The organism is Paenarthrobacter sp. NPDC091669, from assembly GCF_044756725.1.
Taxonomy (GTDB): Bacteria; Actinomycetota; Actinomycetes; order Actinomycetales; family Micrococcaceae; genus Arthrobacter; species Arthrobacter bambusae_C.
The window spans coordinates 295,104-310,239 of record NZ_JBIVTK010000005.1; the positions used below are offsets into that span (position 1 = coordinate 295,104).

The 15,136-nt window shown below is 62.3% G+C and carries 13 protein-coding genes and 1 tRNA gene; 4 read left to right on the plus strand and 10 right to left on the minus strand.

Annotated elements, in window-relative coordinates:
• Positions 1-879 carry a fumarylacetoacetate hydrolase family protein gene (locus tag ACIQLI_RS11080; RefSeq protein ID WP_400388112.1) on the minus strand — a complete coding sequence of 293 codons (879 nt, stop codon included), beginning with the start codon at positions 877-879 and terminating at the stop codon, positions 1-3.
• A gap of 100 nt (positions 880-979) precedes the next feature.
• The gene (locus tag ACIQLI_RS11085; protein ID WP_400388115.1) at positions 980-1,588 is read right to left on the minus strand and encodes a DM13 domain-containing protein; all 609 of its coding nucleotides are present in this window, start codon (positions 1,586-1,588) and stop codon (positions 980-982) included.
• Between the two features lie 177 nt (positions 1,589-1,765).
• Between ACIQLI_RS11085 and ACIQLI_RS11090 the strand changes: the two genes are divergently transcribed.
• Positions 1,766-2,962: an SLC13 family permease gene (locus tag ACIQLI_RS11090; protein ID WP_400388118.1), complete on the plus strand. Its 1,197-nt coding sequence runs from the start codon at positions 1,766-1,768 to the stop codon at positions 2,960-2,962.
• Here the strand turns inward: ACIQLI_RS11090 and ACIQLI_RS11095 are convergent.
• The gene (locus ACIQLI_RS11095; RefSeq protein ID WP_400388121.1) at positions 2,959-3,627 is read right to left on the minus strand and encodes a DUF1684 domain-containing protein; all 669 of its coding nucleotides are present in this window, start codon (positions 3,625-3,627) and stop codon (positions 2,959-2,961) included. The two genes, ACIQLI_RS11090 and ACIQLI_RS11095, sit on opposite strands and share 4 nt — an antisense overlap.
• Positions 3,628-3,681: 54 nt before the next feature.
• Between ACIQLI_RS11095 and ACIQLI_RS11100 the strand changes: the two genes are divergently transcribed.
• Complete coding sequence (locus tag ACIQLI_RS11100) at positions 3,682-4,557, plus strand: hypothetical protein (RefSeq protein ID WP_400388123.1); 876 nt, start codon at positions 3,682-3,684, stop codon at positions 4,555-4,557.
• A 70-nt stretch (positions 4,558-4,627) separates the two neighbouring features.
• Positions 4,628-5,434, plus strand: coding sequence for a transglutaminase family protein (locus tag ACIQLI_RS11105; RefSeq protein WP_400388126.1), 807 nt, complete (start codon positions 4,628-4,630; stop codon positions 5,432-5,434).
• A gap of 19 nt (positions 5,435-5,453) precedes the next feature.
• Here the strand turns inward: ACIQLI_RS11105 and ACIQLI_RS11110 are convergent, their stop codons facing one another.
• From ACIQLI_RS11110 to bcp, 7 genes are all read right to left on the minus strand, one after another.
• Positions 5,454-5,921, minus strand: coding sequence for a MarR family winged helix-turn-helix transcriptional regulator (locus ACIQLI_RS11110; RefSeq protein ID WP_207593845.1), 468 nt, complete (start codon positions 5,919-5,921; stop codon positions 5,454-5,456).
• The gene (locus ACIQLI_RS11115) at positions 5,921-7,045 is read right to left on the minus strand and encodes an LLM class flavin-dependent oxidoreductase (RefSeq protein ID WP_400388130.1); all 1,125 of its coding nucleotides are present in this window, start codon (positions 7,043-7,045) and stop codon (positions 5,921-5,923) included. Before ACIQLI_RS11115 ends, ACIQLI_RS11110 begins: the two co-directional genes overlap by 1 nt.
• 150 nt (positions 7,046-7,195) lie before the next feature.
• Complete coding sequence (locus ACIQLI_RS11120; RefSeq protein WP_400388133.1) at positions 7,196-10,432, minus strand: efflux RND transporter permease subunit; 3,237 nt, start codon at positions 10,430-10,432, stop codon at positions 7,196-7,198.
• Between the two features lie 67 nt (positions 10,433-10,499).
• Positions 10,500-12,005 (minus strand): malate:quinone oxidoreductase, encoded by a 1,506-nt coding sequence (locus ACIQLI_RS11125; protein WP_354228454.1) that lies wholly within the window; start codon positions 12,003-12,005, stop codon positions 10,500-10,502.
• A gap of 79 nt (positions 12,006-12,084) precedes the next feature.
• Positions 12,085-13,737, minus strand: coding sequence for an ABC transporter substrate-binding protein (locus ACIQLI_RS11130; RefSeq protein WP_400388199.1), 1,653 nt, complete (start codon positions 13,735-13,737; stop codon positions 12,085-12,087).
• Positions 13,738-13,956: 219 nt separating this feature from the next.
• Positions 13,957-14,038 (minus strand) — tRNA-Leu (locus ACIQLI_RS11135).
• A gap of 55 nt (positions 14,039-14,093) precedes the next feature.
• Entirely contained in the window at positions 14,094-14,567 is a 474-nt protein-coding gene (bcp, locus tag ACIQLI_RS11140) for a thioredoxin-dependent thiol peroxidase (RefSeq protein WP_400388137.1), read from the minus strand.
• Positions 14,568-14,652: 85 nt separating this feature from the next.
• Between bcp and ACIQLI_RS11145 the strand changes: the two genes are divergently transcribed.
• Positions 14,653-15,120 (plus strand): MarR family transcriptional regulator, encoded by a 468-nt coding sequence (locus tag ACIQLI_RS11145; protein ID WP_354228460.1) that lies wholly within the window; start codon positions 14,653-14,655, stop codon positions 15,118-15,120.
• Positions 15,121-15,136: the final 16 nt, after the last annotated feature.

The window sequence follows — 15,136 nt, forward strand, 5'->3', positions numbered from 1 at the left end:
TCAAGCAGGTTGGTCCTCCCAGGAAGCGCTGGTGACGGGGTTCCGGAGCTCGCCGATTCCTTCAACCCGGCACACCACGGTGTCGCCGGGTTGGATGCGGGCGCACTCTGCGGGGAACCCTGTCAGCACCAGGTCGCCGGGCTGAAGGGTCATGAACGAGCTCAGGTAGACCAGGATCTCGTCCACCTTCCAGCCCAGGTCAGCAGAACTGGCGGTCTTTAGTTCGTTGCCGTTGTGCACGATCCCGATTTCCAGGTTCGAGTCGTCAAGATCCGTGACCATCCAAGGTCCCGCAGGAGTAAACGTGTCCTGGCTCTTTGCGCTGATCCAGAGTTCGTCGGTCTTTTGCAGGTCCCTTGCTGAAACGTCGTTGCCGATGGTGTAGCCGAGAATCGCCGATCGAGCCGTTTCCAGCGTCAAGCCTCGCGCAGCGCGCCCGACGACGACCGTCAGTTCCGCTTCCGGGTCGACGTGGCCCACGGTGGAATCCAGCTGGATGGCCTCACCCGGGCCGATCACGCTCGATGCCGCCTTGTGGAAAGCCTGGGGCGGCAGGTCTCGGCCCGGCTGCCCGGTGTTGTGTGCCATGCCAAAGACGTTCGCAGGTACCGAAGGCGCAAGGAAAGTAAAAGCGTCCTGGTTCACTACGGCGCCCAGCTCCCATCCTTCCCTGGCGGGGCTGTTGGCATTGGCCCTGGACGCCGGGAAGGGGGACTCCAGCACGGTCCACCGGGTGCCTTCCACGGAGGTGAAGTCCGAGGCATCGTTGGCCACAAAGAAGTGCTCGTCAGGAGCCTGAAGGGCAAAGGTTTGGCCGGCGACAGTTGCAGCCTGGGCGGGCCGGACGCGGGCGATGCGACGGGGGAGGCGTGAAGTCATGATGACATCCTACGTCCTCTTTGGAGGGTGTCCTGCGTTGTGGGGCCCGCTTTGCGTCCTGTGGCTGAGCCTTGGCGCGAAGAGCAGGCCCCGCAACGCGTCAGGTGAGCGGGGCCGATCCGAAAGCAACACTGAAGCGATCACACCAAAGCACTACGGACGTCAACCCTGCGATGTCAGTGCCGGCCGGAACAACATAGTTTTGGTTGCCGTGGGTGGCCTTGATGGCGCCCAGGTCCACATAGCGACCCGAGCGGTATTTGAACCAGTCGCCGCCGGCCTCCTGGCTGCTGAGCCAAACCTTGACGTCAGGTCCGTCACTGCTTGCCAAATTCTCGAGGCGGAGCACATGGCTGCCGTCGGGGAGCATCAACAGCTGCGCCGTGCCGGTGGTTTCATGCTCCTGGGATTGGAAAGTACCGCCGCCCACCACAGCGGGGCCGCTGGGTGGTGCCTGGCTGGGTGGTGCCTGGCTGGGTGGCGCCTGGCTGGGCGCGGCCTGGCGGGACGGCGGGCCCGCCGTCCCGCCGGACGAGGGTTGCCCGGTGGACGTCCCCAACGCCGGCAGGGCCTCATTGACGCTGCTGCTGGTGAACAGCCGCCACGGCTGGAAGAGTGCAGCTCCCACCACCACCGCCGACAGGATCAGCATTCCGGCTGTTGCAGCAAGGGTCCTGTGCGCCCGGATGAAACTCCGCAATCGGTTCATAGCTCAAGGCTAGGCTTCACGTCACCGGAGCAGGGGCTCCATTGCTTACGGAACGGTGACGCGCTGTCGGGAGACGCACAGCACGGCGACGCACTGTCCGGTGACGCGCTGGTGTCTGAGCCGTGGCCCGGACGAACCTGGGACCGAAACCCAGCCGCCGGGCTTAGAATCCGACTCATGCGGCTGGCGATCATCGGACTGATTCTCCTCGTGGCTGGCGGTATCACCGTGGCCACGGGCGTCCTGCCATTCCAGGAAGTGGCGGTACTGGTGGACCGGGTGGCGCCCATCCTGGGATTTGTCGTTGCCATGACCGTGGTGACGGAGTTGGTCAGCGAAGCCGGCACCTTTCAATGGATCGCGCGGCGGCTGCGTCGATGGGGACGCGGCAGTGGCGTCCTCATATGGCTGCTTTTGGCACTGTTCGCCGTCCTGAGCACAGTTTTCCTGTCGCTGGATACGACGGCGGTGCTCTTGACCCCCGTGGTGGTCACGGTGGCCCGCCAAGCGGGTCTCCCGGTTCTACCCTTCGCCCTGACAACCGTATGGCTGGCGAATACAGCAAGTCTCCTGCTCCCGATTTCCAACCTGACCAACCTGTTGGCGCAGCACAATCTTGGCAACATCAGCCCGGCGCAGTTCGCCCAGCTGATGTGGGCTCCGTCGTTGGCGGCAATACTGGTTCCCTTGGCTTTCATCGCTGTGGTGTTCCGGCGCGACCTTCGCAAGAGCTATGCCCTCGATGCCAAACGGCCAGCCCGGATGACTCCGGCGACTCACGTCACGGACACGCCCCTGCTGGTGGTCAGCGCAGTAGTCCTGGTGTTGCTGTTGCCCGCGCTGGTATCCGGCGTCGCCATCTGGATTCCGGCCACAGCCGCTGCCGTGGTCCTTGCCGGCATGTTTGCCTTCAGACGACCCAAGGTGCTCACGGTGACGCTGATTCCGTGGTCATTGTTGCTGTTCACCTGCGGTCTCTTCCTGGTGGTGGAAGCTACCCAATACCTCGGTGCCTCAGTGCTGCTTGGACAGGTGGCAGGCCAAGGAAGCGGGTTCCTTGAACTGCTCAGGCTGGCCATGACCGGCGCCTTGGGTTCCAACGTGGTCAACAACCTGCCGGCATACCTCGTGGCCGAGCCCCTGGCGGGAAGTCCGGAGCGGATGGCGGCGCTGCTGGTGGGTGTGAACGCAGGTCCCTTGATCACTCCCTGGGCTTCGCTGGCCACCCTGCTGTGGCACGACCGACTGGTGCGGATGAATGTGCTGATCAAGTGGAAGGGCTATGCGGTGTACGGCCTGATCGTGGCACCGGTGACCATACTTGCAGCCATCGCGGCGCTCGCAGCCGTTGGCCCGGGAGGACTGTTCGGCTAACCCAAGTACAGTTCGCCCACGGGAACATCCGCGGCCAGCCGGTTGTCCGGCCCAGCCAACGGGCACGCCCAGGCTTCGTTGTAGGCGCAGGAAGGGTTGTAGGCAAAGTTGAAGTCGAGGATGAACTCCTGTTCCCCGGAGGCGTTTCTGGTCCCGTGGAATGAGCCCTTGACCGTGTCCAGCAGGTAGCGTCCCGCCCCGTAGCTTCCGCCGTCCTTTCCAGCGGTTGCGTCGCGGAACGGGACAAAGATCCCGCCCCCGTAGCTCCGGAGCCGCCACACCGCCAACGAGCCCAGGCCGGGCAGCTCGAAAGTGCCGATGCGAACGAACGGCACCACGCCATCGGTACCCGTCTCAACGTTCATCTCCTGCCCGGAGCCGTTCGGAGACAACACCGCGTATCTGCGGAAGGCGGGATCGTAGCCGGCGGTGCGGAGTCCCGAGAAAGAGTCCTTCATCTCCGAAGTCAGCGCGGATGCCGGATGGGTGGCGAACATCAGGTCCCGCTCCTGGCGCCAGAAAACGTGGGCGTCGAACGGGTTGGTGGCTGCAAGTTGACGCACTTTGTCGTACAGGGCGAACGTCCGCAAGCGCCAGTCAGCTATATCAGCCGCTGACATGGTGGGGATGTCGTCCTCGAAATAGTCCTGCTGATCGGGAGCCATACCCTCAGCCTAGTCCTGTGCGTGTCGCGGCATCGCCGCCGATAGGCTGAGGTCATGAAGGGCATCATGAACCTGAAGTACGTTCCGGTGAAGCTCTCTGCCCTGGTACTCGCAGGAGCGGTACTCGCCGCGACTTCCGCCTGTTCCGCTGAAAACAAGGGACCCCAAGTCACCTCTACTGCGACATCGAAGCCCAACAGCTCGGAGTCGGGTACAGGCGCGCCACCAGAGAGTTCGACGCCGGAACCAGGCACAGCGGGCAACTCACCTTCCGCAACGCCCGGATCCGGAGGGACAACAGGCTCGTCTGATCCGGCCGGCGCCAGCCCCAGTCCCAGCGGGGCAGCAACAGCGTTGTCATGGAAGACCTATTCGGATTCAGCCAAGACTGTCAGCTTCGATCTGCCCAAGGACTGGATTGCCCAGTCGGTAACTCCGGATGATGGTGCTTTGGCCGGTGCCGTGAAGGTGGAAGTCAAGGACGGTGCGGGTAAATACGTAGCCACCCTCCAGACAGGCCTGCCTCCCTCGGCCCCGGTCGACTGCCCGGCCGGACAGGGGCGGCCCTATGTGGTGGTCAGCAGCGTCCCCTTGGACGTCCCGCATTCAAATGGCCCGGACACCATTGATCCGCGTGTCGTTTTCCGGGTGATCCAGGGCTACAAGTTCTTCGGCTCCTATGGCATCACCAACATGGTGGCAGGGGCTGACGGACAGTCGTGTGAACTCCGGAACCGGGTGCTGGGACCGGCCGGAGAGGGCGACTATTCGTTTGGGGACATCCCCGCCCTGCACGCGTTTGCTGCCGATGAGAAGGTGGCGCCGGCCAAATCCTTCGACACTCTGGACCTGGCCGCGAAGTACGCGGTCCATGGTTCTGAATTCGCCAATGTCCAGCGGATGCTACTGTCTCTGAAGGTCAATCAATAGTCCCGCGATTGGCTGCTTCACACATACGGCGCCGTTGGGGGCTGCCCGCCGCAACATATCCCGGAGATCAATGGAACGCAACGTTGCTGCCACGCTCGTTTTCAAGACCGCAGCCAACACCAAAGTAGCCATGGCAATAGCCGTGGCCCGGAATTCCGGCTACGACTCATTGACGGAGGCCCTGTCCATCACCTCTGCGGGTGAAGAGCTTCCCTATGCCGAACTCAGCGATCACCACGGTGGACGCTTCCACTACCTTGAGTTCACCGAGCCCAGTGAAGTGACCGTCGAGTACCGGGCCACGGTTCACGGCTTTGGCATCCCTGAAACGTCAACTCCCATGGAATTGATCCGTTACGTCCGGCCCAGCAGGTACGCCGAGTCTGACAGGCTGCTGCCGACCTCCTATGCCGAGTTCGGTTCGCTGCAAGGAACTGAACTGCTCCAGGCAGTCCGCACCTGGGTCAACGGGGAACTCCGCTACGTCAGCGGCTCGTCCCGGGGTACGGATGGCGCCGTCGAAACGTTGCTGCACCGCAAGGGAGTGTGCCGCGATTTCGCCCATCTGGCCATCGCGTTGTTGAGGGCCAAGGATGTACCTGCCCGGCTTGCTGCTGTGTACGCACCCGGGTTGAGCCCCATGGACTTTCATGCCGTGGCCGAAGCCTTTATTGACGGCGCCTGGTACATTGTCGACCCCACGGGTCTGGCACCGCGTGAATCCATGCTGAGGATTACCGCCGGCCGGGATTCCTCGGATACGGCGTTTCTCTCCACCGTGGGCGGCAGCCTGACACTGAAGACCCTCAAAGTCAGTGCCTCGGTCAACGGCGAGCTCCCGGTAGAGGATCTCCGGGAGCTCGTCAGCCTTCGTTAGTGTCCCGCTGCGGAAGCCGTTAGTGTCCCGCTACGGAAGCACGTAGTTTTTCGGTCAGGCGAAGGAGTTCGCGCTGTTCCTCTGGGGTGAGGGCCGGCCCCACCAAGTGGGCGATGTCCCGCACGTGTTCCCGCCCGATCGTTTTTTGAAGCTCGCTGCCCGCTTCGGTGAGTGAGAGCAGCACTCCGCGGCCGTCGTCGGGGGCTGCCGTCCGTTCCACCAAACCGCGCTTCTCAAGACGGTCCACCAAGCGGCTCAGGCTCGACTGGCTCAACAGCACTTTGTCGTTGATTTCATTAAGCCGGAGCTGCCCCGATGGGCACTTGGACAGCGTAAAAAGAACGTCGTATTCCTTGACGGGGAGGGTCTTGAACGCCGGTCCTGACTGAAGCTTCCGCATCACCGCCACCTGGGAGCGGAACAGCGACTCCCAGGTTTCGGCGGCGAGGCGAACGGCGGAGGACGCAGCGCCCGTTGGACCGGACATCAGGCGTCCTGCCCCGCGGCACCGGCAGTTGCGGATTCGGTGACTTTTTCCGCCAATGCTGCGGCTACGCGGGATGCGTGTGTCGGAGCATCCGGCACGTGTGCCGGCTTCATGGCAGCATATTCCTTGCGCAGGACGGGAAGGACTTCCTCGCCGAAGAGGTCCAGCTGTTCCAGGACAGTCTTCAGCGGAAGGCCGGCGTGGTCGATCAGGAACAGCTGGCGCTGGTAGTCACCGAAGGCCTCACGGAAGGTCAAGGTCTTTTCAATGACTTCCTGGGGGCTTCCTACAGTCAACGGTGTCTGGGAGGTGAAGTCCTCCAGTGACGGTCCGTGGCCGTAGACCGGCGCATTGTCAAAGTACGGACGGAATTCCTTGACAGCGTCCTGGGAGTTCTTCCTCATGAAGAACTGCCCGCCGAGGCCCACAATTGCCTGGTCTGCCTTGCCGTGTCCGTAGTGCTCGTACCGCTCGCGATAGAGGCCGATCAGCTGCTGGTAGTGCTCCTTGGGCCAGAAGATGTTGTTGGCGAAGAAGCCGTCGCCGAAGTACGCAGCGACCTCTGCGATTTGCGGCGTACGGATGGAACCGTGCCACACGAAGGGAGCGACGCCGTCGAGCGGTCGCGGCGTGGAGGTGAAGTTCTGCAGCGGTGTGCGGAACTTGCCGGACCAATTAACGGTGTCCTCATCCCACAGCTTGCGGAGCAGGCTGTAGTTTTCGATCGCGAGTTCCACGCCGTCCTGGATGTTCTTGCCGAACCAGGGGTATACCGGTGCCGTATTGCCGCGGCCGAGGACCAGGTCCACGCGGCCGTCGGAGAGGTGCTGAAGCATCGCGAAGTCTTCGGCAATCTTCACCGGATCATTGGTGGTGATGAGCGTGGTGGCAGTGGAAAGCGTGATGCGTTCGGTCTGCGCGGCGATGTACGCCAAGGTGGTGGTGGGGGAGGAAGAGAAGAACGGCCTGTTGTGGTGCTCGCCCAGGGCGTAGACATCCATGCCGATTTCTTCGACCTTTTTGGCGATGGCAACGGAGGCTTTGATGCGTTCGTTTTCCGTGGGCGTGCGGCCCGTGGTGGGGTCAGTGGTGATGTCGCTGACGCTGAATACGCCGATCTGCATGATGTGCCTTTCTCCCTGCCCGTGGTCCCGGGCTCTTTCAACAGTGTACCTCAAACTAGATGCATTTGCATGTATCGATAGCTGTAACAGGGCAGGGCCGGGAATTGTTCCCGGCCCTGCACGTCAAGGTGAGTCTGTTGGAAGTGGCCGCTATTCGCCGGGATGATGGGCTGCGCGGCGGCCCTTGACCCTGGGAATCATGCCGGTGGTCCAGTCCTGGAACTCATCCGACGAGCCGTTGGCTGTGCCGCCTTTCGCGCTGCCGGATGTGCCGTCTCCGGACGGCGTTGGCTTGTCCTGCAGGGCATTCAGCAGGTCCTTCTTCTCCCTGCGTCCTTCCACCAGCTTGTAAAGGACGGGGACCAGCACCAGCGTCAAGGCCGTGGACGAAACCAACCCGCCGATCACCACAATGGCCAGGGGTTGCGAAATAAACCCGCCGCCGCCCGTGAGACCCAATGCCATGGGCGTCAGTGCGAACACCGTGGCCAATGCCGTCATCAGGATGGGGCGGAGGCGCTGGCGCGCACCGTGCGTGATGGCGTCCGCCACGTTCATGCCCGGGCTGCCATCGTGGGGCTTGCGGTACTGGTTGATGAGGTCGATCAGGACAATGGCGTTGGTCACCACGATGCCCACCAGCATCAGCATGCCGATCAGCGAGGGCAGGCCCAGTGGAACGCCGGTCACCAGCAGCAACCCGACCGCGCCCGTGGCGGCGAAGGGAACAGACACCAGCAGGATCAGCGGTTGGATGAGTGACTTGAACGCGGCCACCATGATCACGTACACGATCGCGATGGCTGCCAGCAGTGCCAGGCCCAACTGCCGGAAAGACTCAGCCTGCTGGGTTGTGGCACCTCCGATGGTGGCAGTGACCCCGGCCGGAAGTTCCACCGTTGCCAGTCGCTCCTGAACGGCGGTGCTCACGCTGCCCAGGTTGGAACCCGACGGCGCCACGGTCACCCGCGCTGTGCGTTGCCCGTTGCTGCTGGTGATGGAGACGGGGGTATCAACCTGCTCGACGGCTGCAATGGACTCCAACGCCACCCCACCACGTGCTGTGGGGAGCTGGAGTGCCCGGACTGAAGCGATGCTGGTGAACCGTGTGCCCTCACCGATCTGCACCGGGTAGTCGTTGGTATCGATCCGAATGGTGCCGGCAGGGATGGGGCTGACAGTGGAGGCCAGGAAAGCCCCTACCTGCTCCTCCGTCAAGCCGGCTGCCACTGCTTTGGCCCGGTCAACGCGAACTTGGACCACCGATTGCTTGGAGGCGAGGTTGGTGGCTACCTCGGAACTGCCAGGCACTCCGTCCATGGCCTTAACCATGGCATCGCTGGCAGTTTGGAGGTCGGCGGAGTTCGCCGCCCGGATGGTGATGTCCACCGTGGAGGACGTACCGAAACCACCTTGCTGGGACCCAACGGTGACCTTCCCCGCGGCACCCTCAAGTGTGGACCTGACTTCATCCTGGAGCTTGGTCTGGTTCACTTTCTCGTCGGTGACAATGGTGAACGTCGAGTTGGACGAACCGGTGGATGTCAGGGCAGCGAAGCCGGTCTGCGCATTTCCGGAGGTGACCTGCACGTCCTTGATGCCCTTGATACCCTTCAAGGCATCTTCGATTTTGGCTGCTTCATCGCTGGTGGCCTGCAGGCTGGTCCCGGCGGGCAGGACCTGGCGTACCGTCATGCTGTTCTCGCCGGAGCGGCCCAGCAGGTCAGTGGCCAGAAGCGGTGAAACGGCAACAGTGGCCACGAGCACCAGGGCCGCCGCCGACAACGTGATGACCGGATGCTTTTGTGTCTTCGCGAGGATCGGAAGGTAGCCGCGTTGGAGCCTGCTCTTTTGCTCGGCTTCCCGGGCCTTCTTTGCCGCCTCCTGGGTGGAGGCCGCCTCTTTAGCGCCCTTCGCCGGGGACGCGAGGAACCAGTAGGCCAGCACAGGAACGATCGTGAGCGAAACCAACAATGACGACAACAGCGCGATGGTCACTGTGAGGGCGAACGGCCGGAACAGTTCTCCAGCAAGGTCGCCCACAAAGGCGATGGGCAAGAAGACGGCCACGGTGGTCAGCGTGGAGGCCGTGATGGCTCCGGCGACTTCACGGATGGAGGTCAGGATGGCGGTGAGCTTGTGTTCGCCGTAGCTGAGGTGTCGCTTGATGTTCTCGATCACCACAATGGAGTCATCCACCACCCGCCCGATCGCAATGGTCAGAGCACCCAGAGTGAGGATGTTCAGCGAATAGCCGGTGGCGGAGATACCAATAAAGGTGATCAGAAGTGACAGCGGTATGGAAACGGCGGTCACCAGGGTGGACCGCACGGACATCAGGAACACCAGGATGACGGCTACGGCAAAGCCCAGCCCAAGTAGGCCTTCGGTGGTGAGGTCCTTGATGGACTTCTCGATGAACGGGGCTTGATCGAAGACCGGCGTGAAGGTGGCGTTATTGCCCAGTTCGTCCTGCATGGGTCCGATCGCGTCCCGCACGGCATGCGAGATCGCCACAGTGTCGCCCTCAGGCTTCTTGGTCACGGACAACGCCAGTGTCGGTTTTCCGTTGGTGCGCGTGATGGAGGTGGCGGCGTCGTCCGCAATGCTGACGTCGGCTACTGACCCGATGGTGGCAGCGTTCTTGGCACCGGCCAGGGGAAGCCCCTTGATGATGTCCAGGGAATCCACGGGACTTCCGAGCTGGAGGGACAACGTCTTGCCTTGGTCCTCGATGGTGCCTACGGGGACCAAAGTGCCGTTGTTCTTCAGCGCGTTGCTGATGGCCTGGATGGACGCGCCGCTGGTGGCCAGGTCTGCAGGACGGGGCTGGATCAGGATGTGCTGTCTGGCCCCGCCCGTCACATCGGCGCCGCGGACGCCGTCGATCTTCTGGAGCCGGGGAACGCTCAGCCGCAAGAGGTCGGCATTGAGTTCGCTGAGTGGCTTGTCCGAGGATACGGCCAGATAGACGATGGGAAAATCGCTGATGTTCCCGGCAATGGATTGGGGCTCGACGTCGGCGGGCAGCACCCGCTTGGCGTTCGAGATGGCCCGGTCGATCTGGTTCCGGGCCCGGTCAAGGTTGGACCCGTACGTGAAGACCATGGTGATCTGCGATACACCGTTGCGCGAGGTCGACGTGGTGGACTCCAGCCCCTCAACACTGTTCAGTGCGGTTTCCAGGGGCTGGCTCAATTGCTTGTCCACGACCTCCGGGGAGGCGCCAGGCATGGAGGCCACCACAGTGATCTGCGGGAACTCGATGGACGGAATGAGTTCCTGCTTCAGGGATCCCATAGTGATCACGCCGAACACCGCCGCAAAGACGGTGATCAGCGCGATCAGGGCCCGGTTTCCCAGAGAAAGCTTGGCCAGGCGGAACATTGCATTGACTCCCAGGGTCTACGTAACGATTCGTCTGACGGGAACCGGCCGCAGCCCCGGGTGTGGCCTAGCTTTGGACGGCGTTGGCCACGTCAAGCTGCAGGGACCGCGCGGTGCTTGCTTCCAGTTCGGCAGCGAGCTCAGGGTTCTCGTTGAGCTTGACGCCGTAGCCCGGCATCATCTCCTTGAGTCTGGACTGCCAGCCCTTGAAGTTCTTGGGGAAGGACTTCTGCAGCAATTCGATCATGATCGGCACAGCCGTGGATGCGCCCGGCGAGGCACCCAGCAGTGCGCCAACGGAACCATCGCGGGAGGCAATGACCTCGGTGCCGAACTGCAGGACGCCACCCTTCTGAGGGTGCTTCTTGATGATTTGTACACGCTGGCCAGCGGTAATCAGTTCCCAGTTGCCGCCAGCTGCCTCGGGGTAGTACTCACGCAGGGCCTCAACCTTGGCCTCGTGCCGCTTGGCAACCTCTTTGATGAGGTACGCGGTGAGGTCCATGTTGTCCTTGGCCACGGCCAACATCGGAATGATGTTTCCGGGGCGGATGGACAGCGGAAGGTCAAGGTAGCTGGAGGTCTTCAGGAAGTTGGTGGAGAATCCGGCATACGGGCCGAACAGGAGGGAGCGCTTGCCGTCCACGTAGCGGGTATCCAGGTGCGGGACGGACATGGGCGGCGCGCCCACGGATGCCTGGCCGTAAACCTTGGCGCTGTGCTGGGACGTGATGGCGTCGTCGGTGCAGCGGAAGAACTGGCCGGAAACGGGGAACCCGCCGTAGCCCTTGCTCTCAGGAATACCGGAGGCCTGAAGCAGGTGGAGGGCACCGCCGCCGGCTCCCACGAAGACAAACTTCGCGTGGATGCGGCCGTGCTCGCCGGACTTGGGGTGTTTGATGGACAGGTCCCATCCACCACCGGCTGCGCGGCTGATGTTGGTGACGTCGTGACCGTAGTTGACCTCGGCGCCGCTGTCCTGCAAGTAGGTTGTGAGCTCACGCGTCAGGGCGCCGAAGTCGACGTCGGTGCCTTCAGCTGCGCGGGTAGCGGCAACGCGCTGCTGGCGGTCGCGTCCCTTGACGATCAGGGGGGCCCATTTGGCAATCTGGTCCTGGTCCTCGGTGTATTCCATGCTGCGGAACAGCGTGTTGGGCTTGAGTGCCTCGTACCGGGTCTTGAGGAAGTTCGCATGGTCGTCGCCAATGACGAAGCTCATGTGCGGAACGGTGTTGATGAAGCCCTTGGGGGAGCCAATGACCTTGGTGTCCACCAGATGGGACCAGAACTGACGTGAGAGTTGGAACTGCTCGTTGATGTGGAGGGCCTTGGAAGGGTCCACGGAGCCGTCTTTGGCGGCGGGGGAGTAGTTAAGCTCACACAGCGCGGCATGCCCGGTGCCGGCGTTGTTCCACGGTCCGGAGCTCTCAAGCCCCGCTTCGTCGAGTCGTTCGAACAGGGAGATGGTCCAGGTGGGTTCGAGTTGCTTGATGAACGCACCAAGGGTGGCACTCATGATTCCGCCGCCAATAAGGACGACGTCGGCATGTTGAGTCTTGGAAATGAAGGTCACGATCAATCTCCGTTAGCGGCGGCACTGGCTGTCACAGAATATCCCCGCGCAGACCCAATACTGAAATTGCGGGCGAACGTCAAGGCTTTAAGCGGACGTTCGTGAAAACTTCGTTGAGGACAGGTGAAGCCGGGTAGCTTTCCACCTTGTTGGACAAAGCCAAAGCGGAGATGGGGAAGGCGATCGGCACGGCCGGTACCGAGGCCGCGATCTCTGCGTTGATGGCCTGGTACTGGGCGTTGCGGTCGTCTCCGTCGGGCATGGCGCGTGCCCGCTCGATCTTGTGGAAGACTTCCGAATCCGCATAGCCGAACTCTGCCCGGGTTTCGCCGAACAGCGGCCCCAGGAAGTTATCGGCGTCGGCGTAGGAGCCGTTCCAGCCCAAAAGGTGCAGTCCGCGGTCTCCTGTCGACTGAACGCGTTGCAGGTAGCCGCCCTCCCAGTCCACTGGCACTGGCTTGATGTTGAAACCCACGGCAACCAGTTGGCGGCTGATTTCGGCATAAATCTTTTCGGGGGTTGGCATGTAGGCGCGGGTGGCGTTCAGTGGGTAGTAGAACTTGATTTCCTCACCCTTGTAGCCTGCCTTCTCCAGCAGTTCCTTGGCCTTCTCGGGGTTGTATCCGAGGGACGGGGCATTGTTGTTGAAGCCACTGAGCTTGGGCGGCACGAACTGTGAGGCCTGAGCCGTGTTGTCGATGAAGAACCGCCGGATCAGCGTTTCCTTGTCGACTGCCATTTCGATTGCCTGGCGGACTTCGAGCTTCTCCAAGGGCGCCACGGCTTGGTTGATCCCGAGGTACATCACGGAGAAGGGGTCGCGTTGGATGATCTGGACACCCTTCTTGACCAGTTGGTCAAAGGTTCCGGGGGTCACGAGGTCGTAGGCGTCAATCTTGCCGTCCAGGAGGGCCTGCTGCCGCGTTTCGGCCCGATCGTAGGGAATGAAGTTGATGGTGGCGATCTGGCCCCTGTTGCCCCAATAGCCCTTGTAGCTGGTGAGGCTGAGTTTGTTTCCATCCCATGCGCTGAAGGCAAAGGGACCTGTTCCCACAGGGTGGCTGGCATAGGCGGACACAGCCTGGCCATTCAGGGTTTGGTCCAGCACGTTCGCTTTTTGGGCCTCAAGGGCGGTGGGCGAGGAGATGGCAAAGGCGGGGAGGGTCAACGCCTGCAAGAATCCCGTGAAGGGCCGGGTCAGGTTGATTTGGACGTCGTTGGCCGAGACTACTTTGCAGTCTTTGAAGATGGAGAATACCGGTTCGTCCGAGTAGGCCTTGAAGACCCCTTGGAACGAGATTCCGGGGGCTTGTTTCCGGAGCGCGGCGGGGAACGTGAACCAGCGGTTGAAGTTTGCGCAGACAGCTGCAGCATCCAGAGGCGTGCCGTCATGGAAGGTTACGTCGGAGCGGAGCGTGAAATCGTAGCTGAGGCCGTTGTTGCTGTCTTTCCACTCCGTAGCCAGCAGGGGAGTGGTCTCACCCGTGGCACCATCCACACCGACCAGTCCCTCGAGGACTTGGCGGGTCACGCGGTAGGACTCGGAATCGGCGGTCATGGCGGGATCAAGTCCCAATGGCATCGAAGCCGTACCGAAGTTGAAGGTGGCGGTGGGCTCCACCGGAGCGGTACTGCTGGAAGACGAAGACGGTGCCGGGCCCGGTGTTCCTGTACACGCTGCCAGCCCCAAAACCGCTACGGCAGCTCCGAACTGTACGGTCAGCCGCCGCATTTTGCTGCTTGCCACTCTTGTCCCCTCAAGCCGGTTGGAAGTGCTGTGGCCGGCTTCGGCCAGACCGCATTCCAGTCTAGTTGAACGTCCTGAGTGCACTTCCCAGCACACTTTCAGGAAGCCATCCCCGCTGCTTGAGGAAAAACGCCCCCGTGCTGCAAAGTTCTGCAACCGGGGGCGTTCCGGGGTGGCCCATCGGCCACTGTGTGTTTCATGCTGTGCGCAAGGGGGGACTTGAACCCCCACGCCCGAAGGCACAGGAACCTAAATCCTGCGTGTCTGCCAATTTCACCACTCGCGCCGGCTGATGGCTGGTGCCCCTGGGGGCGGCCCGCTATCGGCCTCCAGTGTACCCGCTACTTGTCCAGCTTGAGGTCCCTGCGAAGCTTGGCAACATGCCCGGTTGCGCGGACATTGTATTGCGCCAGGGACACCTTTCCCTCGGGGTCCACCACAATGGTGGACCGGATCAGTCCCATGTAGGTCTTGCCGTAGTTCTTCTTCTCGCCCCAGGCCGCGTAAGCGTCAGCCACTGCATGGTCCTCGTCCGAGAGCAGCGGGAACGTCAGTTGCTCTTCGGCTGCAAACTTTGCCAGTGCCTTGACGGGATCGGGGGAGACGCCAACGACGTCGTAGCCTGCAGCCTGGAGCGACGCCAGGGTGTCACGGAAGTCACACGCTTCCTTGGTGCACCCCGGGGTGGATGCTGCAGGGTAGAAATACACGATGGTGTTGCGCCCTTGGAAGTCCGACAAGCTGACGCTTTTGCCGGTTTCATCGGGAAGTGTGAAGTTTGGGGCAACGTCGCCCGGGATAAGTCGTTCTGCCACAATATGCTCCTTGCTGGGGTTCGCGATTTCCCAGTTTAGTGCGGAGGAGCCGCGCTGGCTCCCCGTCCGCGCATATACTGTCGGCATGCCAGATATGGAGAGATGGCCCACCACCCGATTGCTTTCGACAGCTGCGCGCCTGGTGGAAATCTCGTGGAACGAAAAATTGAAGTCCATCGGCCTTACCCATGCCGGGGTCATTGCCATGCAAGTGCTTGCCGCCAAAGGTGCAATTACCCAGGCGGCATTGGCCGAAGTTGCAAGGGTCAAGGCCCAGACAATGGGTACTACTCTTGCGCGGTTGGAGCTGCACGGGCACATCGCGCGCCAGCGCAGCGACTCCGACCGCAGGAGCCATGTGGTGACCCTGACCGAGGCCGGCAGTGCAGCTCTCGCAGAAGCAGTGAAGCTTGAGCAGGACGTCTTGTCGCCCGTTGCCGTTGATACCGCACGGCTGCGCGAGGAACTCAGGATTGTCGTCCGGGGGCTGGCAGGTTTACCGGCTCCTGAGTCGGAACCCCGCGACGACGCCACCGACGTCACGCAAAGCTGACCCACACCAAGGTCCA